Origin of the sequence: Peribacillus deserti (assembly GCF_016909175.1) — a bacterium.
GTDB lineage: Bacteria > Bacillota > Bacilli > Bacillales > DSM-1321 > Paraperibacillus > Paraperibacillus deserti.
Map to the genome: position 1 here is coordinate 193,099 of NZ_JAFBFI010000003.1, position 23,543 is coordinate 216,641.

Here is a 23,543-nt window from a genome sequence, read left to right on the forward strand (position 1 = left end):
AAAATTTTTGTAGATAAATTGGTCAGACCATATTAATATATTAAATGAATTAGAGGGGTTACTATGTTTGAAATGTTTGAGATTAAACAGCATTTTCAATCTACATCCATAAACCTTATGGAAGCAAAAATTAAAGAAGAAATAGACAAAGGTTTCTCTAATTCATCTTTGCCTGCAAATGCTTCTATTGCAATCACAGCAGGAAGCAGAGGTATTACGAACATTTCATTTATCCTGAACGTTATAGTAAAGACTTTGAAGGCAAAAGGATTTAGCCCTTTTTTAGTCCCAGCGATGGGAAGTCACGGTGGAGCGACTGCAGCCGGGCAAGTCGAAGTATTAGAACACCTTGGGATAAATGAACAAACAATTGGAGCACCAATCCACTCATCCATGGAAGTTGAAACCATTGGGAAAACAGAACAGGGAGTACCGGTTTACATGGATCGGAATGCCTTTAATGCTGATGGAATTATAGTGATCAATCGTGTAAAAGCACATACCGCATTTCGTGGAAATGTTGAAAGTGGACTTAGTAAAATGGTAGCAATCGGGCTTGGGAAAATAAAAGGAGCAACTTATATTCACCAGGGCGGTGCCCTAAAAATGGCGGAAACAATTGAAAGCGTATCCAAACTAGCATTGCAGCTATCGCCTATCCTTTTTGGTCTCGCCATTATTGAAAATGGATATGACGAAACCGCTGATATCGTAGGAGTATCAAAAGAAGATTGGCATAAAAAAGAAAATGAGCTTCTTAATAGGTCTAAACAAATGATGCCTAGCCTGCCTGTTGAGGACATTGATTTACTAATCGTAGAAGAGATGGGTAAATGCTTTAGTGGGACAGGAATGGATCCTAATATCATTGGAAGGTGGCGGATAGAAGGGGTGCCAGAACCTGAAAGCCCTAGAATAAAACGGATTGCAGTGATGGATTTAGCAGAAAAATCCTTCGGCAATGCTCAAGGAGTTGGACTTGCGGATTTTATGACTGAAGTGCTCTTCAATAAAATTGATAAAAACTCTACTTATACAAATGCATTAACAAGTACATATTTGCAAAGAGCTATGTTTCCTTTAATCTATCAAACTGAAAAGGAAGCTATAGAAACGGCCATACAAAGCTTAGGTCCTGATGTAGATCATAATAAACTTAAAATTATACAAATACCCAATACACTTCATTTAGGCAGAGTATTAGTTTCGAAAAGCATAATAAAGGAACTTGAAGAATTGAACATCTCTTTTGAAATAATCAGATCTTATCAGCTTTCATTTGATGAACGGGAAAACCTATCTGTCAAACTATCAAATATAAATTAAAGGAGGTATTCGGATGGTTGATGTGGCAGCATACACCCAAAAGTCTGCATTGATTATAGATCCTGCCGATAATGTAGCTGTAGCATTGCAGGATCTTAAAAAGGGAGAACAATGCCACGTAAGTTCCAATGGAAGAGAAGAATGGATCCTTCTCTTAGAAGATATTCCATTCGGTCATAAATTGGCGATAGAACCAATTGGACAAAATGAAAGCGTATTAAAATATGGGGAAGAAATAGGAAAGACGAACACACCGGTAAAAAAAGGTGAATGGATACACGTCCACAACATGTTTTGTGAAAGGGGAGGTGGAAAATGAGCGACACATTTATGGGTTATCTAAGGAAAGATGATAAAATCGGTATTCGAAATCATATTGCGATCATTCCGTCTGTTTTTTGTTCAGCAAAAGTAGCGGAACGAATCGCTTATCAAGTACCAGGAAGTGTTTACTTTCGACATCCTGTGGGCTGCAGTCAAGTAGGTGAAGATCTTGAGGTTACGGCCAAAACACTTATCGCTATAGGTAATAATCCTAACTTCGCAGGTGTGGTGGTTGTGGGATTGGGATGTGAACGTTTTTCTCCTTATGAACTAGCAAACGGGATTGCACCTTCGAAAAAAATGCTCGAAACTGTCGTTATTCAAGAGGAAGGTGATTCTTTAGCCGCTATTCAAAAAGGCAGCAGAATTGCCCGAGAGATGCAGCAAATGGCTTCAAGGCAGGTAAGAGTAGAATTTCCGGTAAGTGAGCTAATGATTGGCTTGAATTGCGGAGGGTCTGATATGACATCAGGACTTATCGCAAACCCAGCACTTGGCCATGCTTCTGACAAACTTGTGAATCAGGGAGGCTCTTCAATATTAAGTGAAATTACGGAATTGATAGGAACAGAAAAAATTCTTGCGAGAAGGGCGGTTAATGAAGAAGTGGCAAGTGAGATCATGGATACCGTTCGACGTACAGAAGACAAATTGTTTAAACAAACACAACAATCTAGCAACAAAGCAAGAACACATCTTATATCAACAGGTAATTATGATGGCGGCCTTTCCAGTGTGGTTGAAAAATCTTTAGGGAGTATGAAAAAGTCTGGAAAAGCTCAATTCAGCGGAGTGATTCAATATGGCCATCAGCCAAAATCAAAGGGGCTGTTTTTACTAGATTCGCCTGGCCATGATGGGGAAGTTTCTACAGGATTAGTTGCAGCAGGCGCCCAAATTATTTTATTCCCGACTGGAAGAGGAACTCCAACTGGATTTCCAGGTGTGCCTGTTATTAAAATAACGGGCAACCCAAAGACATATGAGCGAATGAAAGAAAACATAGATATCAATGCAGGAGAAGTTTTATTGGGAAATAGAACATTAGAGCAAATGGGAGAGGAAATCTATCAAGAAATTCTTGAGGTTGCATCAGGAAAACAGATGAAAGCTGAAATTTTAGGACATGATGAACAATTCTGCATTACGCGTCTTCCATAAAGAAGATGCATCAAAAAAGAGGGGGTCAAGAGAAATGAGAAAGTTAAAGTCATTCCTTTTAGTAATGGTAATGGGATTGGTGCTTGTGGGTTGCGCCAGCAATCAATCATCGTCCAAAGGTAGTGAAAAGGGTTCGGTTAAGGCTGAGGGATATCCTAAAAAAGCAATTAATGTTATTGTAGCCTACGAAGCGGGCGGAGGAACAGATGCGGGAGCAAGAATCATGCTGCCTTATGTAGAAAAAGCCCTGGGAGTACCAGTAAACATTATTAACAAACCCGGTGGAGGCGGCTGGATCGGCTGGTCAGAATTGGCCAACGCTAAACCAGATGGCTACACAATCGGTTATATTAATACCCCTAACTTTATGACAGGTTATCTTGATCCAAAGTTTAACCGAAAAGAAAATTTGGAAAGCTTTACCCCGATAGCTAACCATGTTACCGATCCGGGTGCGATTGCTATTCGTACAGATGAAGACCGTTTTTCAAATATAGAAGAACTAGTTGAATATGCCAAAAAGCACAGATTAACCGCTACTTCGACTGGAGTAGGCAGTGATGACCATTATGCCTCATTAAAGTTGAATGACCAATTGGGTACTAAATTTGAAGCCGTTCAAAATAAAGGATCGGCGGAAAGTGTTACAGCCGTCCTAGGAGGTCATGTAGATGTATTATTTGCTAATGTTGGGGAACTCACGAGCCTTCATAAGGAAGGAAAGATAAAAATCATTGGAGTTATGGGTGAAGAAAAATCACCATTCCTGGCTGATGTACCGACACTTGCAGAAAGTGGATTTGAGGTTTTCTCTTGGTCAGCACGCGGATTAGCAGCACCAAAGGGAATTGATCCAGGACAGCTTAAAATACTTCAAGATGCTTTTGAAAAAGGAATAAAAAATAAAGAACAGGTAGAGAAAATGGGCAAGTTAGGCCTTGAAGTTAATTACCTTGGTGGGAAAGATTACGTGGATCTGCTTAAAAGCGATGAGGCTGAGGTTAAGAAGCTAGGTAAGCTATTGGGATGGTAAGTCATAGTTTAAAATCATTAAACTATAAGGGGGGCTCGAATGTGATTCCTAAGATAATTTATTTTGATCATGTTTTCCCAGAATTTAAAAAGATCATATATGAGCATTTGCCACAAGGATTTGATCTTTTGTTTTGGCATGATTTGAACGATATAGAAAGGAAAGAACATTTGCCAAAAGCAGATTATTTAATAGTGGCAACTGAAAAGTTAGGCGAAGATGTCTTTTCTAAAGCAAATAACGTAAAGCTTGTACAAAAAACAGGAATTGGTGTTGACAATATTGATTTAGAAGCAGCGAGAAAGTTTTCTTTACCAGTAGCTAATACGCCTGGTGCAAATGCAACCGGTGTAGCTGAGCTTACCATTTTGCTAATTCTTGCTCTTTATCGAAAACTTCCCAAGGTAAACATTGAGACGAAAAAGGGAAACTGGTTAATGTGGGAATTGCGGCCTTTTTCTTATGAAATGGAAGGAAAAACTCACGGTTTTATTGGATTTGGAAATATTGGGAGAGAAGCGGCAAAACGCTCAAAAGCATTTGGTACAAATGTTATTTATTTCGATCAATTTCGTGTCGAACCAGAGGTTGAAGAACAATTGCAGGCGAATTACGTCTCTTTAGAAGAATTACTGCGCCAATCTGATATTGTCAGCCTGCATCTTCCATTATTACCTGAGACAAAGGGGTTACTAGGAGAAAAGGAACTTTCCACTATGAAAGAAAACGCAGTTTTAATCAATGTATCCAGAGGCGGTATTGTTGATGAACATGCTCTATATCAAGCACTAAAGTCAGAGAAAATCGCTGGTGCTGGAATTGACGTTTGGGAAAACGAACCAACAAATCGGGACAATCCTCTGTTAACACTCGACAATGTAATTGCTTCTCCACATATTGGTGCTGGCACTCGGGATACACTAAACCGGGTATTAAGAACGGCATTTCAAAATATAGAAAGGGCAGAAGCAGGAAATGTGCCCAACCACCTAGTATTGGATGTTAAAAGTAAAGTGAAAACTGGAAAATGAATATTGACTTTGAAAAAAGAAGTCATCCCGAGGAGAGAAAATTATGAACTTAAACTTGGAAGGCAAGACAGCGCTTGTTGTGGCATCCAGTCAAGGATTGGGAAAAGCAATAGCGGCCCAGCTAGTGATGGAAGGCGCAAACGTCATGTTAACTAGTCGAAATGAAGAAAAGCTACAGGCCGTTAAGGAAGAGCTGCAGCAGTTGGGAGAAGGGAGAGTCGCCTATTTTCCATCGGATATTACTAAGGAAGAACAAATAAAAGCGCTAGTAAAGCATACTAGAGAGACCTTGGGAGACATTCATATTCTTATTAATAACGCTGGAGGACCACCAGGAGGAACTTTTGAAAACTTTGAAGATAAAGACTGGTATCAAGCTTTTGAATTAAATCTTCTAAGCTATGTACGTTTAATTCGGGAAGTCCTTCCAGATCTGAAGAAAGATGGTGGAAGAATTATAAATATAGCATCCTCTTCTATTAAGCAGCCAATTCCCGGGTTAATTTTATCCAATACTTTCCGTTTGGGAGTTCTAGGGCTTGCGAAAAGTCTGGCTGAAGAACTGGCACCACATAATATCTTAGTAAATACAGTAGCACCAGGGAGAATCGCGACAGACCGAGTAGCTTTTCTTGACCAGCTCAAGGCAGATAAGCAGGGTATTTCCCGCCACCAGGTTGAGGAATCGTCCAAAAAGACAATCCCTCTTGGCCGGTATGGAAATCCTGAAGAGTTTGCTAAAATTGTAACCTTTTTAGCATCTGATGCCAATTCGTATGTTACAGGTAGTTCACTGCTGGTGGACGGTGGAATGGTGAAATCGCTCTAAAAAGACGAGTAGTTCCTTCATAAGAAGTATGAAGGAACTACTCTATCATTCTTGTTACATTACATATTACAACTTTGATAAACCCAAAATTGTAAAAGGCAGGTAATGCTCATGAAGAATCTAAACATTTGGGTAGGCGTTTTTACTCTAGCATTCGCAGGGTTTGTTTTTTGGCAGGCTTTATCCTTTGAATATTATAGTAATATAGGTCCCGGACCTGGATTATTCCCAATTTGGTTAAGCGGTATGCTCATTGTTCTTTCGCTGTTCTTTATTGTAAATGCTTTCAAATCGGATAAAATCTATTTTTCTGATGTTTTTCCGAAAGGAAAGCAGCGGAGTAAGATCATTAGAATATTGGCCTCCATTGTTTTATTTATCCTTATTTCACCTTACGCAGGATTTACTATTGCTGGAATAGTTGTATTGTTCATTTTGTTTTTTGGCGAAATGAAATGGTATAAAGCTATAGGTACATCTGTTATAACCACACTAATCATATTTCTCGTATTCAAATCTTTCTTAGGTGTTCCATTACCTGTCAATGCATTTGGATGGTAAGGAGGCAAACGTATGGATTCATTAGGATTTTTATTATCAGGATTTGAAACGGCCCTTACTTGGCAGAATTTAGTGTTCTGTTTAGTTGGGGTAACAGTCGGTATGTTAGTTGGAGTATTGCCAGGATTAGGACCAAGTGCTGGAACAGCGGTTCTAATTCCTTTAACCTTCGCTCTGGAACCGATATCTGCAATTGTTATGTTATCTGGGATCTATTATGGTGCTATGTACGGCGGAACGATTACGTCAGTCCTGATAAACACACCAGGTGAAGCATCTTCTGTTATTACCTGCCTCGATGGTCATCCGATGGCAAAGCAAGGCAGGGCTGGGACAGCGCTAGGAATTTCAGCTATCGGATCATTTATTGGCGGGACATTCTCTATCTTAGGTTTAGTACTTGTTGGGCCGCCATTAGCCAATATGGCGCTTAAGTTTGGTCCGCCGGAGTTTTTCGCACTTATGTTACTAGGAATGACGATGGTAATAGGGCTAATCGGTAAATCGATCATAAAAGGAATGATGGCGGCTGTCTTTGGTTTGATTTTAGCACTTGTTGGACTAGATCCAGTCACGGGAATTCCCCGTTTTGCATTTGGTCAGCCTTATCTGATGGATGGCTTTGATTTTGTAGTTATTGCTATGGGTTTATTTGGATTATCAGAAATTTTAATTAGCGCAGAGCAAAATTTAAAGGCTGAAAAACCACCTAAGGTTAAAGGCCTCCTGCCTTCACGTGAAGAGTGGATGCCTTCTTTAAAATCAATTGGAAGGGGAACAGGACTAGGCTTCTTAATTGGTTTGATACCTGGTACCAATTCAGTAATCCCGCCAATTCTCTCATATTCTTTGGAGAAGAAAATTGCAAAGGATCCGTCGCGATTTGGAAAAGGAGCAATTGAAGGAGTTGCAGGCCCGGAAACAGCGAACAATTCTTTTTGTGGAGGGGCTTTAATTCCTTTGTTTACACTTGGTATTCCAAGTTCTCCTACGATTGCCATTCTCCTCGGGGCTTTCATTATGCATGGACTGACACCAGGTCCTACCTTATTTAAAGAAAATCCTGATTTTGTCTGGGGTGTCATCGCGAGTATGTTTATTGGTAACTTAATTTTGCTCATCATGAACCTGCCAATGGCCGGATTATGGGCAAAAGTTACGATGATACCATTCAAGCTGCTATTTCCAATTATTTTAATGGTCCTGATTGCTGGTACATATACCATTAATAACAGTCTTTGGGATGTTGGCGCCATGCTGGTGTTCGGATTGATAGGCTACATTTTCAAGAAGGTGGATATCCCGATTGCCCCGATTGTTTTAACATTTGTACTAGGGGCACTAATGGAAAATTCATTGATGCAATCACTCACTATTTTTGAAGGGGATTTCTTCGCATTGTTTAAACGCCCTCTTTCAGGGACTCTTTTAGTATTATCAATTGTAATTCTGCTATTAAGCTTAATTGCAGGCTTCCGTAAGAAAAAAGATTTTCTTGCAAGTGATATTGATATGTAATGTAAGAAAACAAGATATGAACTGCCGGGAAACGTAAAGGAGACATTATTATTCTAGCATCCCTGTCAGGTTCAACGAATTAAACAGTTTTTTTGGAAGGCACTTGCCATGGTAAGGGAACGCTGCGGAACGGTATTGGTTTGTTGGTAAAAAGAGAAGCAGGCTCGTTTATAAGCGAGACAGGGGATTATTGTCTTGTATGAACATTTATACAAAGTTAAGATCCTCTTTCTCTTTCTAGGCTAGGAAGAACATACTAACAGCCAATTGTTGAATGGCTTTTATGGAATTTAATCATAGTCCTAAATAAGGCTAATCCAAACTGGGGTTAGCCTATATTTATTTAAAGGACAAGGTTTTAGTAACTTTCTAGTAGACACTACATTTCTACTATTGAGCGCTATCAGCAGTGCATAATGCTATGCTTTATGAAGAAATCTGCATTGATTTATTTAATTATTTATTGAAAAATTTTGAATATTATATATAATTAGTAAAACCGCTGCTTACTATATTAATATTTATTTTTTTAATTTATTACCTATTTCTTCGCTGCCTTGTTTTAACTTGAAATCATCAGATTCATATATTTTTTTAATTGGTTTGAGGTGTCAATAAAATAGAATTTTGTACACAGCAATGGCATTCGATATTTGGAAAAAATCTGGGAATAGAAAAGAATGAAGAAAAATTTATATAAGTGAAAGCGGTAATGAAAAAGGGGTGGTATATCATGGGTCAAATAGCAGGATCATTGGAAAAAAGAGTCATACGTAAAGTCACATTGCGGATTATTCCTTTTATTTTTATTCTTTATATCATTTCTTTTTTAGATCGAGTGAATATTGGATATGCAGCACTTGATATGAATGAAGACCTGGGCCTGACAGCTTCCACAATGGGGTTGATTTCCGGTATCTTCTTTTTTGGTTATTTTTTGTTTGAAGTTCCGAGCAATATTTTATTGCACCGTGTTGGTGCAAGTAAATGGATTTCAAGAATAATGATAAGCTGGGGTTTTGTGGTTGTAGCCACGGCCTGGGCTCAAAATGAAACACATATGTATATTCTGAGATTTTTGCTCGGAGTAGCAGAAGCTGGATTTTTTCCCGGTATCATTTTATACATCACGTATTGGTTTCGGTCAAAGGATCAGGCAAAGGCATTTTCACTTCTCATAACAGGCTTGGCAGCATCCAATATCATTGGCGCCCCTGTTTCAACATGGATTATGGATCATATCTCCTGGGCCGGAATGGAAGGCTGGCGCTGGTTGTTCATTCTGGAAGGGATACCTGCGGTCATCTTTGGAATAATTACATATTTTTACTTAACTGATCGACCTGATCATGCGAAGTGGCTCTCACAGGAAGAAAAGGATTGGTTAAATGCGGAACTGCAAAGGGAACGTAAAGCCAAACCGAAAGCTGAAAAACATTCAATAAAAGAAGTCCTTAAAAATCCGAGAGTGCTGCGTCTTTCCCTCATTTACCTTACTACGGTAACCGGATTATACTCAATTGGATTTTGGCTGCCAACTATAATTAAAGAATTTTCTCAGGCTGGAACTACTAATACTCAGGTTGGGCTCATTACAATGATTCCGTATATTGCGGGTGCTATTGCAGTGGTATTATGGGGGCGCCATTCTGACAAGACGGGTGAGAGGAAATTGCATATTGCGCTGCCGCCATTAGTTGGAGCAGTAGGGTTAATAGGGAGTGGAATGGCATCTGATCCCGTAATCTCCCTTATCTTTTTAACAATAGCAACAATAGGTATCTATAGCTTCTTAGGTCCATTTTGGTCATTGCCGGCACTTTTTCTCACTGAATCAGCAGCTGCAGTCGGAATTGCGTTCATAAATTCTGTTGGTAACCTAGGAGGATTTCTTGGACCTTATACGCTGGGTTATCTGGTAGATGCTACTGGAAAAATGCAGGCAGGGCTATTCTTTTTAGCGGCATTGCTCATCATATCCAGTCTCTTGGTATTCAGCATTAAGAAAGAACACACAATCACTAAATCAGAGAAAACTATTCAACCAGCGAAATTTGAATCGAATGGATAATAGAATCGATAGGGAAGTAGAGATTTACCATAGCAGTCCTGTTTTTGTATATCTATAGAAAAAAATGTTTTACAGCAATGGAGGAATCGTGATGAAGATCGTACAAAATGACTTAGTAAGTCAATTAAAAAATATCATTCCGGAGGAACAGGTTACTGCCAATCCTACTGTATTGGAACAGCATAGTAAGGATGAATCCTATCATACTCCCCATTTTCCGGATGTTGTAGTATTCCCGAAAAGCACTGAAGAAGTTAGTGAAATTATGAAATTTGCCAATGAAAATCAAATTCCTGTTACTCCATTCGGCCTGGGAACAAGTTTAGAAGGGCACGCCATTCCTTATCATGGCGGAATCTCGCTAGATTTTCAGCTCATGAACTCTGTACTTGAGGTACGCCCTGCTGATTTCCTGGTGCGGGTGCAGCCGGGAGTCACTCGGAGTCAGTTAAATAAAGTATTGAAAAAGCATGGTCTTTTCTTTACAGTAGACCCAGGCGCAGATGCCACACTTGGGGGTATGGCTGCGACGAATGCAAGTGGCACCACTTCTGTAAGATACGGAATTATGCGCGATCAAGTACGTGATCTGGAAGTTGTTCTGGCGGATGGCCGCATTATTCATACAGGAAGCATGACAGCAAAGTCATCTTCCGGTTATCATATTTCTGGATTGTTTGTGGGTTCTGAAGGTACATTAGGTATATTTACAGAGCTTACTTTACGTGTGTACGGTATACCGGAAGTCATTACAGCGGCACGTGCTGTATTTCCGACCGTGGAAGACGCTGTTACTTCTGTAGTTAGTACATTATCTGCCGGTATTCCGATTGCCCGTATGGAACTGGTAGATGCACGATCCATTAAACAAGTGAATCTATATAACAATACTGATTATCCCGAGAAGCCTACCCTTTTTATTGAATTTCACGGAAGTGAAGCCGGGCTTAAGTACGATGTAGATTTTGCTCAAAAGCTGGCAATGGACAACGGTTGTAAGGAGTTTTTATTCGAAACAGATTCCAAGGCACGCTCACAGCTGTGGGAAGTTCGTCATAATCTGGCATACGCATTTGTTCATAAATCACCCGGGAAGAAAATGATGGTAACGGATGTATGTGTACCGATTTCCGAATTGGTCGGGGCAATTCAGGATGCACGCGCTGCCATTGATGAATCCGGTATGGATGGAGCCATCGTTGGCCATGTTGGAGATGGGAACTACCATGTTATTTTGATGATCGATCTAAATAACCCAGAAGAAATGGAAAAAGCTAAAAATCTTAATGCCCATTTAGTAGATTATGCCTTAAACCGTGGAGGCTCTTGTACTGGAGAACATGGTGTAGGTGTTGGAAAGATGGGTTATCAGCGCAAAGAGCATGGTGAAGCCTTAGACGTTATGAAAGGAATCAAAGATGTACTAGACCCTAAAGGAATATTAAATCCCGGGAAGATCTTTATTGATTAAGAGGCAGAGGACACTAGTTTCACATTCCGCCATTAATTCATATGGTGCAAGAGTTTTTAGGTTTTTCGCATTATGGATGGGATCCTTGTATCTTTATCTCATTCTTAAAATAATTATAACTACAATAAGCAGCAAATCTCCGCTAAGAACGAAGCGGGGATTTTTTCTATTTATGCGGAGCAGAGGAACTAAAATATAAAATATGGCTGAAAATATCCGTTTCTCTACAAGCTGAGCCTTTTAAAACAGGCTATTTTGCAAAATTCTTAATTAAATAAAGAAAGAAACACGGTCTTAGAGGGCTCATAGTGTACCAGAATCAAAACCTTATATGTGCAGCCTTGGTCTGCTGTTTGTTGATATTTTGCTGCTCCGCAAATGCTGTAATGTGTTATTTTTTTTTCAAAAATTCCCCAAACTGAAGTCCGGAAAACTGTCCTTTTGGCGTTGTCCGGTTTATTTATGTAACCAACAGTTGACTTAATGTATAGTTTATATTACATTATGTATATATAATTTTACTCAATGTATAATGTAACATACAGGAGGTGTAAACTATGACCTATCAAGAAAAGAAGAGCATCGTTACGTTGATCAGCGCCATACTCATTTTCGTTTCTTATTGCTTGTACATGTATCCGCAGTTTCCCGAGTGGGGACTGGAGTCCACCGAGACCTTTCGCTTTTGGGGTTCCTTCGTCCTCATCCTGACTTTGGTTACAATAATCGCGCATATCATTATTAGCATTATTTTTAACATCATCTTCAGAATTACGACCAAAGAAAAGGAACCATCATTTGCGGATGAACTGGATAAGTTAATAGAATTGAAAGCAAACCGAAATTCTTTTTTTGTGTTTATTGTCGGCTTTCTTCTTGCAATGGGTTCTCTGATTATCTATCAGCCGTCACAGGTGATGTTCATGATCCTAATCACTTCGGGATTCATATCCGATGTGACCGGCTCGGTTACAAAACTTTATCACTATCGGAAAGGAGTTTAATATGGGCAAAAATCTTGTCGGCAATCACATCCGAAAATTACGATTCAACCATGATGAAATGACCCAGCAGCAGTTAGCTGACAAGGCGGGCGTAACAAGGCAAACCATCGTGGCACTCGAAAAGGGAAACTACTCCCCATCTCTAGAACTCGCTTTTCGTATTGCTCACGCCTTTAACTTACCATTAGAAGAGGTATTCTTTTATGGGGACAACACAAAGCTGTAAGAACTAGGATGGTTTTTGCTTTACCGTTTATGAATTTATTAAAACAAGGGGAGATATAAAATGAATTCAAACAAAAAAGCAGCAAAAATTGTGGGAGTACTGTTTATAGTTGCAGCCGTTACATCGGTAATGGGGCTTATATTAAAACGTCCTATTTTAATAGGTCCCGATTACCTGATTAATGGTTCCGAAAACGCCAACCAGGTGGTACTTGGAGTCGTTATGGAGTTACTTCTTGTCGTAGCAGCGATTGGTACTGCAACTACCATGTTTCCAATTTTAAGAAAATATAATGAAACTATAGCTCTTTGGCATGTTTGCTTCAGGTTTCTTGAAGCAATTGTCATTACTGTTGGTGCAATCAGCATACTGGCCCTATTGACTTTAAGCCGGGAATTTGTAGCAGCAGGATCCTCGGATATCGCCTCTTTTCAAGCATCAGGTACTTCACTAAAAGCAATTCATGACTGGACATTTTTGCTTGGTCCCAATTTCATGCTAGGTTTAAATACGATGATGTACAGTTTTATATTTTATAAAACCAGGCTCGTACCCAGGTTTATACCAATTTTAGGTATGACAGGGGCAGCTCTTATCTTTATCTGTGCCTTGTTAGTAATGTTCGGTGTATTTCCTCAAGTTTCTGTATGGGGTGCGATTTTTGCGATACCAGTAGCAGCTAATGAAATGATTTTAGCAGTATGGCTCATCGTTAAAGGATTTAATGAATCTGCACTTGCTTCCATATCAGCAAAAAAGACGGCATAAGGCGGCTATTTAATGAACCGCATTCACCACTTTCATATTCGTAAAGATATTTTAAAAATTGAATTGTTTCATACAAGGTAAGCACAGGGGTCCTCACTAAAACCGACTGAACAGTCCTCGATTTGGAGAAATAATAAAATTATACAGAGCTCTAACCAAACTATCTGGTTAGAGCTATCTTTTTACTTAATTTTATCAGGCTTGTATTCCTAGATCATTTAATAAGGTAGGGGCAATGTGTACAAAGGCAGAGCTATATCTGTTTTACCTACTAAGTGTCCTCCTGGAATCGTAATAAAATTTATCAATAACCATTTTTTATGGAAATCCTGTTTTATAATAAACTCAAAAAAAGAGATTGAAGATTATTTTTCCCTTTACAGTTAATTGGTTTTCTCAAAAACGATTCCAAACTGCTTATACATACGTTTTATCTAAGAAACCCTTTACTCAACCTCTACAGGTTGAGTTTTTTTGATTGAATCAAGAGCACTCCTTACAAACGTGTGCGAATATGTTCTCTCTTATTTTCTGTCAATAGACTGCAAGTAACCCACAATCTGAAGAACTCTATCATTCTATTTTGAATAAAGAGAATAGTAAAATTTTTTAGTGTACAATAATATCAACTTCTATTTTTGAAAAATGGGGCGAGGAAATAATGTTGATAGATTATGAGCACACATCCCAAGTACTTAAAGAAATAAAAAATGCGGATCCGGTATGGAAGTGGATGACCCCAAACCCGCATTATGTGTTTCCGCATCAATCATTAAGAGTGGTTATAGATTTGCTCGGGCAGCATCGCATCGATGGGCTGCCTGTTATAAATGATGGAAGAAACGTCGTCGGCCTGATTACAAAATCAAAACTTATGAAGTGTTTTCTGGAGGGAGTGTCACCTGATTCTCCTGTATCAGCGGTTATGACAAGGTCAGTGGTGACGGTTGGAGAAAATGAATCGATTAAAAACGCCTCTAGTATGCCGGTTGGCCGCCTGCCGGTTCTTAATGAAGCGGGGAAGCTTGCTGGAATATTAACCAGGACGGATATTTTGCGTTCCTACTCCTTCCATTTAGATGAACTTCAGGAAACCATACACTCTGCCACCATTCTTAATACGATTTTGGAAACGGCTTATGAGGGCATTGCTGTGATTGATACAAATGGAATCATACGTGAATTTAATGAAGCTTATGCCCGTTTCCTTGGAAAAAAAAGGGAAGAGGCCATCGGGCAGCATGTAACTTCCATCATTGAAAATACCCGCCTCCATTTTGTCATTCAGACAGGGGTTGCCGAGAAGGGGTACATCCAGCGGATACAGGGACAAGATATGGTTGTTCACCGCATACCCATTTGGAGAGATGGAAAAGTAATCGGAGCGATTGGAATGCTGATTTTTCAAGGAGTAACCGAGCTTTACAATATTCTTGGAAGAATGCAGGAGCTCTCCCGTCAGGTAACACAAAAACTTCTGCCTAAGGAAACCGCGCCGCAGATATATGGGGGATTTACTGAAATCATCGGCAATAGTGCTGAGCTGCAGCAAGTGAAACGAATTGCAAGAAAGGCGGCAAGCACACCGTCTACCGTATTGATTACCGGTGAAAGTGGAACAGGAAAAGAAATGTTTGCCAATGCCATCCATAAATTAAGCGCCTATGCAGAAGGGCCGTTTATAAGTGTAAACTGTGCAGCCATTCCTGAACATCTTTTGGAAGCAGAATTATTCGGGTATGAGGAGGGCGCTTTTACAGGTGCAAAAAAAGGGGGCAAGCCTGGTAAATTTGAGCTTGCTCATAAAGGCACCCTGTTTTTGGATGAAATTGGTGATATGCCTGCATTAATGCAGGCGAAAATATTGCGTGCTCTGCAGGATCGTGAAGTGGAGCGTGTTGGGGGAGTGTCAAAGCACCAGGTTGATGTAAGAATTGTCGCCGCCACCAACCGCCGCCTTGAAGAAATGGTCAGGGAAGGTGATTTCCGGGAGGATCTGTATTATCGATTGAATATTATTAGACTGGCGATTCCGCCGCTTAGGGAAAGGAAAGAAGATATCCCTTTGCTCCTGACTCACCATTTACAACATTTTAGTCATCGCTTTGGGCTTGGGGATATACAGTTTTCAGAGAAAGCGATGTCTGTGCTGGCTGCCTATCCTTGGCCTGGAAATGTAAGGGAACTGGTAAATACAGTTGAAATGCTGGTAAGTCTCTCTGATTCTAGTGTAATCATGCCGGATGATCTTCCTTCACACTTCAAGAGTTTATCTATGGAACGATCGCAGCCTGTTCTTAATCAGTTCAGCAATATGGATGACGCACCTTTGGAAAAGGTAAAAAATTCAGTGCTTGTAAAGGAAAAAGAGTTAATTTTAAAGACGCTGTCGGAAACAAACGGGAACAAAGCGGCTGCTGCAAGAAAGCTCGGAATTCAGAGGTCTACCCTCTATGAAAAATTAAAGAAGCATAATATACACTAGTGTCCGAAAAAACATACACTTACCGGACACTAGTGTGTGATTAATCGGACACGTTATGTCAGGAAACTGCAATAAACTCCCCTTTTTTCATTTTGGCACGCTTCTTGCAAGTATAGTAAATGTACAGTCAAAGGAGGCGAAAGTTTTGAAAGGGTTTGCAGAATTTCGAATGCCGGGAGCCGTTTTTTACGGAAATGATTCATTATCAAAACTCGGTGAGCAGGTTTCAATTCTTGGAAATAAGGCGCTTATTGTCAGTGACCGCATTATGGAGAAAATCGGCAACGTGAAAAAATGCCAGGATCTGCTCGATGAAGCTGGCATTTCCCATGTAGAATATCTGGAAGTGAATTCCGAGCCGACAGATGTGCATGTCGAAGAGGCATTAAAGATATGCACCGAAAACCAATGTGATGTAATTGTAGCCATCGGCGGAGGCAGCTGTATCGATGCAGCAAAAGCTGTAGCAGTTCTCGCTACAAACGGCGGTTACATCGGTGAATTTATCGGAGGCAAAAGGCCGGTCGATAAAAAACCAATTCCGTTGATTGCGATTCCCACAACAGCCGGAACTGGTTCTGAGGTAACAAATGTTACGGTTATAACCAATATAAAAGATGATATCAAAATGATGATTAAGAATCCTGCCTTTCTTCCTGAAATGGCGATTGTGGATCCTGTACTTACTTATTCTTCACCGCCGAACGTGACAGCTGCAACGGGTGTTGACGCTTTATGCCATGCGGTGGAAGCCTATATCTCAAAGCATGCCCAGCCTATGACAGATACTCTGGCACTTTCAGCTATTGAGCTGATTGTGGGCAATCTGCGCGCGGCATACATAAACGGAGAAGACAAGGAAGCAAGAGAGAAAATGGCATTAGCCTCCATGCAAGCCGGTCTGGCGTTCACGAATGCATCAGTTGCCCTGGTCCATGGAATGTCTCGCCCGATTGGTGCTTTGTTCCACGTTCCACATGGCATCTCGAATGCGATGCTGCTTCCAGCTGTTCTTGAATTTACAAAAGACAGTGCAGTGGACCGCCTTGCAGAAATCGGAAAAATCTTAAGGCCAGACTTGAAAACGTTAACAAATGACGATCTCGCTAATGTAACGGTTAATGAGATCAAGAAGCTCTGCGCTGACCTTCATATTCCGAATATGAAAACATACGGACTGGACAGTGGAAAGTTTAAAGAGGTTGCTTCCAAGATGGCTAAGGATGCTCTTGCCAGCGGAAGTCCTGACAATAATCCAAGGGTGCCCGATTTAGATGAAATTATTGAACTGTATCATATGTGCTATAACTACGATTTCGCCGTTCTTGAGACGGTTGGAAACTAATTAGAACAGAGGGGAGAAATATTTATGCCAGCATCAGTAGAAACGAAAACACTAAAAAACTTTATCGGGGGAGAATGGATCGCATCGAAGTCAGATAAGACAGAGGCAGTGCCTAACCCGGCAACAGGAGAAGTACTTGCATATGTTCCTCTTTCAAGCCGTGAAGACCTTGATAGAGCGGTTGAGGTTGCGAAGGAAGCATTCCAGTCATGGAAAAACGTGGCTGTCCCAAAAAGGGCAAGGATTCTATTCCGCTACCAGCAGCTTTTAATTGATCATTGGGATGAGCTGGCAAAGCTGATCACAATGGAAAACGGAAAAAATTTCGATGAAGCATACGGAGAAGTACAGCGGGGCATCGAATGTGTAGAATTTGCGGCAGGAGCACCTACACTTATGATGGGAACCCAGCTTCCTGATATTGCAACTGGAATTGAATCCGGAATGTACCGCTATCCTATCGGAGTTGTCGGCGGTATCACTCCATTTAACTTCCCGATGATGGTCCCATGCTGGATGTTCCCGCTTGCTATTGCTTGCGGAAATACATTTATTTTAAAATCATCGGAACGCACGCCCCACTTGGCAAACCGCCTGGCTGAACTGTTTAAGGAAGCAGGCCTGCCTGACGGCGTACTAAATGTTGTTCACGGTGCGCATGATGTGGTAAACGGCATTTTGGATCACAAGGATATTAAAGCTGTATCATTTGTCGGTTCCCAGCCGGTAGCAGAGTATGTGTATAAAACAGCTGCAGCAAACGGAAAACGTGTCCAAGCTCTTGCCGGTGCGAAAAACCATTCAATTGTTCTCCCGGATGCAGACCTCGACCTGACAGTTACCAATATTATTGGAGCTGCTTTCGGATCTGCAGGTGAGAGATGCATGGCATGTGCAGTAGTTGTTGCTGTCGGGGATGTAGCAGATGAATTGGTAAGCCGCTTAGTTAAGGCCTGTGAAGAAATGAAGATCGGCAATGGCCTTGAAAAAGGTAACTTCCTGGGTCCTGTAATCCGTGATGCCCATAAGGAACGTACTGTAAAATATATTGAAATTGGTGAGTCGGAAGGAGCAATCCTTGTCCGTGACGGACGCAAGGATGATGCCGTGTCTGGAGAAGGATACTTCGTTGGCCCAACCATTTTTGATAAGGTAAAACCAGGAATGAAAATTTGGCAGGATGAAATTTTTGCACCTGTACTTTCCGTTGTACGAGCTGAAACCCTGACTGAAGCAATCAGCATTGCCAACGAATCAGAATTCGCAAACGGTGCCTGTTTGTTTACAGACAGCGCAAAAGCGGTACGCCAATTCCGTGAAGACATTGATGCCGGAATGCTGGGAGTTAATATGGGTGTTCCTGCACCAATGGCATTCTTCCCATTCTCTGGCTACAAAAAATCTTTCTATGGCGATCTTCATGCAAATGGCCGTGATGGAGTTGAATTCTTCACTCGCAAAAAAATGCTTACAGCCAGATACTAAGCTGGAATTCTAGAAAGCTATAAAGAGTAACTGGCAGCATAGGAAGTGTGAGCAGTACTGCAGATAGCGAGCATTTTGGATAATTGGGAGTTAAAGACAATATATTGTGAGTGGAAATTAGACTATGCGAGCAGCTTTACGAGAATGCGAGCAGAAAAATAGATAACCGAGCAACCGCGGTACTTGTGAGCACAAGCAGCCAGGATGCGAGCAAAAAAACAGAAAATGCGAGCAGCTTTACGAGAATGCGAGCACCATACAAGAATCGAGCAAAGCTGTAACGCGGGCGGCTGCTTTCCAGGCCAGCCGCCCGAAAAGTTCTAAAAAAGGGGAGAGCTATATGGCGAAATATCTTAAAATAGGTAAAACCAAGGAAGAACTTGCTGTCCAGGCGGTACAGGTATCCGAAACGGTAAAAAACATTCTTGAGGATATTGAAAACAATGGAGACCATGCAGTAAGAAGCTACTCAGAGAGATTTGATAAATGGTCACCTGACAGCTTTAAGCTCACTCGGGAGCAAATTGAAGAAATCATCAGCCGTGTTCCGGAAGATACCATTAATGATATTAAGTTTGCACAAGCTCAGATCCGCGGTTTTGCAGAAGCGCAGAAATCAGCTCTCCGGGATATTGAAGTCGAAACGCTGCCAGGTGTATTTTTGGGGCACAAAAATATCCCCGTAAACAGTGTAGGCTGCTATATCCCTGGAGGAAGATATCCTATGGTAGCATCAGCACACATGAGCGTACTTACTGCCAAAGTGGCAGGTGTAAAGCGGGTGATCGCATGCACACCGCCTATTAACGGTGAAGTCCCTGCGGCTACAGTAGCGGCAATGGCTCTTGCTGGTGCCGATGACATATATCTCCTTGGCGGAGTTCAGGCCATGGCAGCTATGGCGCTTGGAACAGAAACAATTGAAGCAGTTGATATGCTCGTAGGTCCAGGCAATGCGTTTGTTGCGGAAGCAAAACGCCAGCTATTCGGCCGTGTGGGCATTGATCTTCTTGCAGGCCCAACAGAGGTCCTGGTAATTGCAGATGAAACATCAGATGCTGAAATCGTGGCTACCGACCTGCTCGGTCAGGCAGAGCATGGACCTACTTCTCCAGCAGCATTGATTACGACGTCTGAAGAACTTGCCAATGAAACGGTAAAGGAAATTGAGCGTCAGCTTCAAACTCTTGAAACCGCGGATGTAGCACGCACTGCCTGGCAGGAATACGGCAAAATCATTGTAGTCGAAAGTATAGAAGAAGCAGTTGTCGAAGCGGACAAGCTGGCCTACGAGCATGTTGAAATCCTGACAGAGAATCCGCGTTACTTCCTTGAGAAGATGACAAATTATGGCGCACTGTTCTTGGGGCCTGAAACTAACGTAGCTTATGGCGATAAGGTGATCGGAACGAACCACACTCTTCCGACAAAAGGGGCAGCACGCTATACGGGAGGATTATGGGTTGGCAAATTCCTTAAAACCTGTACATATCAGGAAATTAGAACACCGGAAGCAAGCGCCAAGATTGGCGAATATGCTGAGCGTCTTTGTGACCTTGAAAACTTTGCTGGACACCGCGAACAAGCTCTTCTCCGTGTCCGCCGATATAAAAAGGAATCCGTGCATCAGTAATAAAAAGACTAAAAAGCGTTCTTGGTAAAGCTATATTATTAAGGCCGTGTCGATGGGATAAATAAAAACAGAGGGCGGCAGATTTTCGGAAGCCGCCCCATATATTGAGGTTTTACATAAAGCGTTTATCGCTAAATTATTCCTTTTCTTCTTTTTAACAGGACTCGTAAGGTTTATCATTAAACATTGCAGCGGTTTTCAAACCGCATCATAGTTCTGAAATATTTTCAGTTTCAGAACAAGTATTGGCGGCTTCATAGCTGCTTTAACGTACCGGAACAAGATCAATAAGGAGGAACTATATGGAATTGGTAGTTATTTTGCTTGCACTTGGACTTTTAATGTTTATAGCCTACAAAGGATTTTCAGTTATTTTGTTTGCTCCTTTATGTGCTTTGTTTGCAGTAGTTCTTACCGAACCATCACACGTACTGCCGTTCTTTTCCAATATCTTTATGGAAAAAATGGTGGGCTTCATCAAGTTGTATTTCCCGGTCTTTCTGTTAGGTGCAATCTTCGGTAAAGTTGTTGAAACATCCGGACTTGCAGCCTCTATTGCAAAAACCATTGTCAGAGCAGTAGGTGCGAAACGAGCCATGCTGGCTATTGTACTTATGACTGCTATTTTAACCTACAGTGGCGTTAGCCTTTTCGTGGTTGCATTCGCTGCCTTTCCGTTCGCAGCAAAGCTGTTCCAAGAGGCTAATATTCCAAAACGCCTTATTCCAGGCACGATTGCTTTGGGAGCGCTTTCTTTCACGATGGATGCTTTGCCGGGCACACCACAAATACAAAACGTTATTCCTACTTCCTATTTCAAAACGGACATTTATGCTGCCCCTGTTCTTGGTATAATCGGTACGGTCTTTGTCTTTGTTCTTGGAATGCTATATCTTGAATCACGCCGCAAGAAAGCTGCAGCAGCAGGAGAAGGCTATTCTGGCTTTGGAGGAGAAATAGCAGCAGCGGCAGAAAAAGCTCCTTTGGCACATGTTCCTTCCTTCACTTCAGAAGTGGAAAGTCCGCTTCGCCAGATTCTTGCGTTTGTACCGCTGGTTCTTGTTGGTGTCATGAACAAATTCTTTACAGTCTCTATTCCTAAATGGTATCCGAATGGATTTGATTTTACGAGTATCGGCCTTGATGCATTTGGAAAAGTGGAACTTTCAACCGTTCTTGGGGTCTGGTCTGTTGAACTTGCGCTTGTTATTGGGATTTTAGCCACAATTGCCTTTAACTTCAAGGGAGTAGCTGTCGATTTTAAAACTAGTATAAATGTTGGAATTAGCGGTGCTTTGCTTGCTGCTATGAATACTGGTTCTGAATATGGCTTCGGAGGCGTTATTTCTTCACTTCCTGGCTTTGGAGTAGTCCGTGACGGAATTTCACAGACCTTTACGAATCCGCTTGTAAATGGGGCTGTCACGACAAACGTACTTGCAGGTATCACTGGTTCGGCTTCAGGTGGTATGGGTATTGCACTTGCCGCTATGGGTGAGAAATATGTGGCAGCTGCCCAATCCTCCGGCATTCCTATGGAAGTTATGCACCGTATTATTGCCATGGCATCCGGCGGTATGGACTCATTGCCGCATAACGGGGCAGTTATCACGCTGCTGGCAGTTTGCGGCCTGACACACAAGCAATCCTACCGCGATATTTTTGCAATTACCATTATTAAAACCGTTGCCGTATTCTTTATTATCGGAGTTTACTCTTTAACAGGTTTAATCTAGGAACTTGGTCAGGGCACTTTTTAGTGTCCTGTTTCTTTTAGGAGGAATGAATATGGGCTATTTTTCTGACCTTAACGGCCAAAGAATTTTAGACACCGGGGGCAGCAAAGGGCTTTGAGCCTTGTTGACGGAGGGAGTTATGGGCAGAAGAATGGGAGGGGATTCTATGAATGGCCGGCATCCTTTTCAGATAAGATGAATGAAAAGCGGGAAAGTGAATTAATCTCCTGGCTTAAGAAGGATTTAGAGGAGCTCTAAATTAAAGCTGATCTTCCAGAACTAATCCGAATAACGGACAACTGCTATAAGTGGGCAGTGTTCGGGTATTTCTATGTTATCTAAAGAAAAGCCATTTTATCAAAAGTCCTTTTATTAAAATGGCAATAACATTCAGATTAGCCAATATCAGGAAACGCAAGTACTATTGTTTCTATCAAAAACCCATCTATTTTGGTGAAATTTAATTTAAGTTGGAAAACCCTTCCGGCTGGTATAATAGATTTATAAAATGCGAGGTGAATATTATGTCAGAAAAGAAAACAGCTGCAGGATTAGAAGCTGAAATAAAAGAAGATGGATCATTTAACCGCCAGGTCAACCGGTTTACCGCACCTTTTGGAGAAGGAGCAGGAGAACTTCCGGTAGAGGCTGGCCGGTACCGGCTGCTATGGTCTGCTGTATGTCCATGGGCGCACCGCTCAGTGATTGTCCGCAGTGTCCTTGGTCTTGAAGATGCTTTAAGTCTAGGAACTGCAAGTCCGATGAGACCGGATCTTCCTCATGCAGATTGGGAATTTTCTTTAGACGAAAAGGGTGTGGACCCAGTTCTTGGGGTTCGTTATATGAGTGAAATTTATAAAAAAACAGACCCTGGATACAGCGGGCGGCCAACGGTTCCCGTTATAGTAGACGTTAAAGAGCAGAAGGTCGTAAACAATGACTATTTTAAACTAACAAACTACTTAGAAACAACATGGAAACCGCTGCATAAAGATCATGCTCCTGATTTATACCCGGAACATCTGCGCGCTGAAATCGATGCTTTTAACCATACCATTTTTGAAGATGTAAATAACGGTGTTTATAAATGTGGCTTTGCCCGCTCACAGGAAGCATACGAGGAGGCTTATGATGCTCTGTTTGCTAGATTGGATGAATTAGAGGAACGTCTGTGCAAGCAGCGTTTTCTATTCGGAGACTTTATAACCGACTCCGATGTCCGGTTGTATGCCACTTTAATCCGGTTTGATGCAGCTTATTATTCAGCCTTTAAGACGAATCGCAATCGAATTGTGGATTTCAAGAACCTATGGGGGTATATCCGAGACTTATATCAAACCCCTGGTTTTGGAGATACTACTGATTTCCAGGCTATCAAAGTTCATTATCATCTTTCTAAGCATATTGCCAGCGATGATCAGAAATCGAAAACTATTCTTCCAAAAGGACCGGATCTTTCAGCACTTCATTCCGAGCATAACCGGGGAGCGTTAAGCAAAAGAATTGAGAAATTTTTAATTCATAGAGAGGGGTGAA

20 protein-coding genes are annotated in these 23,543 nt (G+C 41.3%); all 20 read left to right on the top strand.

Annotation, left to right across the window (positions count from 1 at the left end; all coding sequences use genetic code 11):
- Nucleotides 1–63 precede the first annotated feature (63 nt).
- The 20 genes from JOC77_RS05245 (at nucleotide 64) to JOC77_RS05340 (ending at nucleotide 23,542) form a co-directional block, all read left to right on the top strand.
- A complete protein-coding gene (locus JOC77_RS05245) occupies nucleotides 64–1,326 on the top strand; it encodes a nickel pincer cofactor-dependent isomerase, group 22 (RefSeq protein ID WP_204539708.1) in 1,263 nt (420 codons plus the stop codon).
- Between the two features lie 13 nt (nucleotides 1,327–1,339).
- Nucleotides 1,340–1,645 carry a UxaA family hydrolase gene (locus JOC77_RS05250; protein WP_204539712.1) on the top strand — a complete coding sequence of 102 codons (306 nt, stop codon included), beginning with the start codon at nucleotides 1,340–1,342 and terminating at the stop codon, nucleotides 1,643–1,645.
- Nucleotides 1,642–2,811 (top strand): UxaA family hydrolase, encoded by a 1,170-nt coding sequence (locus JOC77_RS05255; protein ID WP_204539715.1) that lies wholly within the window; start codon nucleotides 1,642–1,644, stop codon nucleotides 2,809–2,811. Before JOC77_RS05250 ends, JOC77_RS05255 begins: the two co-directional genes overlap by 4 nt.
- Before the next feature lie 34 nt (nucleotides 2,812–2,845).
- Nucleotides 2,846–3,844: a tripartite tricarboxylate transporter substrate binding protein gene (locus JOC77_RS05260; protein ID WP_204539718.1), complete on the top strand. Its 999-nt coding sequence runs from the start codon at nucleotides 2,846–2,848 to the stop codon at nucleotides 3,842–3,844.
- 41 nt (nucleotides 3,845–3,885) lie between these two features.
- Nucleotides 3,886–4,875, top strand: a complete 990-nt coding sequence (locus tag JOC77_RS05265) for an NAD(P)-dependent oxidoreductase (RefSeq protein WP_204539721.1) — start codon at nucleotides 3,886–3,888, stop codon at nucleotides 4,873–4,875.
- Between the two features lie 43 nt (nucleotides 4,876–4,918).
- On the top strand, nucleotides 4,919–5,704 hold the full coding sequence (locus JOC77_RS05270; RefSeq protein ID WP_204539724.1) for an SDR family oxidoreductase: 786 nt from the start codon (nucleotides 4,919–4,921) through the stop codon (nucleotides 5,702–5,704).
- A gap of 111 nt (nucleotides 5,705–5,815) precedes the next feature.
- On the top strand, nucleotides 5,816–6,265 hold the full coding sequence (locus JOC77_RS05275) for a tripartite tricarboxylate transporter TctB family protein (protein WP_204539727.1): 450 nt from the start codon (nucleotides 5,816–5,818) through the stop codon (nucleotides 6,263–6,265).
- Between the two features lie 12 nt (nucleotides 6,266–6,277).
- On the top strand, nucleotides 6,278–7,783 hold the full coding sequence (locus JOC77_RS05280; RefSeq protein ID WP_204539730.1) for a tripartite tricarboxylate transporter permease: 1,506 nt from the start codon (nucleotides 6,278–6,280) through the stop codon (nucleotides 7,781–7,783).
- A 733-nt stretch (nucleotides 7,784–8,516) separates the two neighbouring features.
- Nucleotides 8,517–9,854 (top strand): MFS transporter, encoded by a 1,338-nt coding sequence (locus JOC77_RS05285; RefSeq protein ID WP_204539733.1) that lies wholly within the window; start codon nucleotides 8,517–8,519, stop codon nucleotides 9,852–9,854.
- 91 nt (nucleotides 9,855–9,945) lie between these two features.
- Nucleotides 9,946–11,325, top strand: coding sequence for an FAD-binding oxidoreductase (locus JOC77_RS05290; RefSeq protein WP_204539736.1), 1,380 nt, complete (start codon nucleotides 9,946–9,948; stop codon nucleotides 11,323–11,325).
- A 557-nt stretch (nucleotides 11,326–11,882) separates the two neighbouring features.
- Nucleotides 11,883–12,329, top strand: coding sequence for a hypothetical protein (locus JOC77_RS05295; RefSeq protein ID WP_204539739.1), 447 nt, complete (start codon nucleotides 11,883–11,885; stop codon nucleotides 12,327–12,329).
- 1 nt (nucleotide 12,330) lies between these two features.
- The gene (locus tag JOC77_RS05300; protein ID WP_204539742.1) at nucleotides 12,331–12,555 is read left to right on the top strand and encodes a helix-turn-helix transcriptional regulator; all 225 of its coding nucleotides are present in this window, start codon (nucleotides 12,331–12,333) and stop codon (nucleotides 12,553–12,555) included.
- A 60-nt stretch (nucleotides 12,556–12,615) separates the two neighbouring features.
- A complete protein-coding gene (locus JOC77_RS05305; protein ID WP_204539744.1) occupies nucleotides 12,616–13,323 on the top strand; it encodes a DUF4386 domain-containing protein in 708 nt (235 codons plus the stop codon).
- A 661-nt stretch (nucleotides 13,324–13,984) separates the two neighbouring features.
- Complete coding sequence (locus tag JOC77_RS05310; protein WP_204539747.1) at nucleotides 13,985–15,808, top strand: sigma 54-interacting transcriptional regulator; 1,824 nt, start codon at nucleotides 13,985–13,987, stop codon at nucleotides 15,806–15,808.
- A 145-nt stretch (nucleotides 15,809–15,953) separates the two neighbouring features.
- Nucleotides 15,954–17,153, top strand: a complete 1,200-nt coding sequence (locus JOC77_RS05315) for an iron-containing alcohol dehydrogenase (RefSeq protein WP_204539750.1) — start codon at nucleotides 15,954–15,956, stop codon at nucleotides 17,151–17,153.
- A 24-nt stretch (nucleotides 17,154–17,177) separates the two neighbouring features.
- Nucleotides 17,178–18,638, top strand: coding sequence for a CoA-acylating methylmalonate-semialdehyde dehydrogenase (locus tag JOC77_RS05320; RefSeq protein WP_204539753.1), 1,461 nt, complete (start codon nucleotides 17,178–17,180; stop codon nucleotides 18,636–18,638).
- 340 nt (nucleotides 18,639–18,978) lie between these two features.
- Complete coding sequence (hisD, locus tag JOC77_RS05325) at nucleotides 18,979–20,271, top strand: histidinol dehydrogenase (RefSeq protein WP_204539756.1); 1,293 nt, start codon at nucleotides 18,979–18,981, stop codon at nucleotides 20,269–20,271.
- Nucleotides 20,272–20,573: 302 nt separating this feature from the next.
- Complete coding sequence (locus JOC77_RS05330) at nucleotides 20,574–22,007, top strand: GntP family permease (RefSeq protein WP_204539759.1); 1,434 nt, start codon at nucleotides 20,574–20,576, stop codon at nucleotides 22,005–22,007.
- 114 nt (nucleotides 22,008–22,121) lie between these two features.
- A complete protein-coding gene (locus JOC77_RS05335; RefSeq protein WP_204539762.1) occupies nucleotides 22,122–22,265 on the top strand; it encodes a hypothetical protein in 144 nt (47 codons plus the stop codon).
- A 266-nt stretch (nucleotides 22,266–22,531) separates the two neighbouring features.
- Complete coding sequence (locus JOC77_RS05340; protein ID WP_204539765.1) at nucleotides 22,532–23,542, top strand: glutathione S-transferase family protein; 1,011 nt, start codon at nucleotides 22,532–22,534, stop codon at nucleotides 23,540–23,542.
- Nucleotide 23,543 lies beyond the last annotated feature (1 nt).

Bases quoted from the DNA above. Each gene is read 5' to 3' on its own strand.
- JOC77_RS05310 (WP_204539747.1), top strand. From the start codon at position 13,985: ATGTTGATAGATTATGAGCACACATCCCAAGTACTTAAAGAAATAAAA.
- JOC77_RS05255 (WP_204539715.1), top strand. From the start codon at position 1,642: ATGAGCGACACATTTATGGGTTATCTAAGGAAAGATGATAAAATCGGT.
- JOC77_RS05295 (WP_204539739.1), top strand. From the start codon at position 11,883: ATGACCTATCAAGAAAAGAAGAGCATCGTTACGTTGATCAGCGCCATA.
- JOC77_RS05320 (WP_204539753.1), top strand. From the start codon at position 17,178: ATGCCAGCATCAGTAGAAACGAAAACACTAAAAAACTTTATCGGGGGA.
- JOC77_RS05275 (WP_204539727.1), top strand. From the start codon at position 5,816: ATGAAGAATCTAAACATTTGGGTAGGCGTTTTTACTCTAGCATTCGCA.
- JOC77_RS05290 (WP_204539736.1), top strand. From the start codon at position 9,946: ATGAAGATCGTACAAAATGACTTAGTAAGTCAATTAAAAAATATCATT.
- hisD (WP_204539756.1), top strand. From the start codon at position 18,979: ATGGCGAAATATCTTAAAATAGGTAAAACCAAGGAAGAACTTGCTGTC.
- JOC77_RS05245 (WP_204539708.1), top strand. From the start codon at position 64: ATGTTTGAAATGTTTGAGATTAAACAGCATTTTCAATCTACATCCATA.
- JOC77_RS05250 (WP_204539712.1), top strand. From the start codon at position 1,340: ATGGTTGATGTGGCAGCATACACCCAAAAGTCTGCATTGATTATAGAT.
- JOC77_RS05280 (WP_204539730.1), top strand. From the start codon at position 6,278: ATGGATTCATTAGGATTTTTATTATCAGGATTTGAAACGGCCCTTACT.
- JOC77_RS05285 (WP_204539733.1), top strand. From the start codon at position 8,517: ATGGGTCAAATAGCAGGATCATTGGAAAAAAGAGTCATACGTAAAGTC.
- JOC77_RS05340 (WP_204539765.1), top strand. From the start codon at position 22,532: ATGTCAGAAAAGAAAACAGCTGCAGGATTAGAAGCTGAAATAAAAGAA.
- JOC77_RS05300 (WP_204539742.1), top strand. From the start codon at position 12,331: ATGGGCAAAAATCTTGTCGGCAATCACATCCGAAAATTACGATTCAAC.
- JOC77_RS05305 (WP_204539744.1), top strand. From the start codon at position 12,616: ATGAATTCAAACAAAAAAGCAGCAAAAATTGTGGGAGTACTGTTTATA.
- JOC77_RS05260 (WP_204539718.1), top strand. From the start codon at position 2,846: ATGAGAAAGTTAAAGTCATTCCTTTTAGTAATGGTAATGGGATTGGTG.
- JOC77_RS05330 (WP_204539759.1), top strand. From the start codon at position 20,574: ATGGAATTGGTAGTTATTTTGCTTGCACTTGGACTTTTAATGTTTATA.
- JOC77_RS05270 (WP_204539724.1), top strand. From the start codon at position 4,919: ATGAACTTAAACTTGGAAGGCAAGACAGCGCTTGTTGTGGCATCCAGT.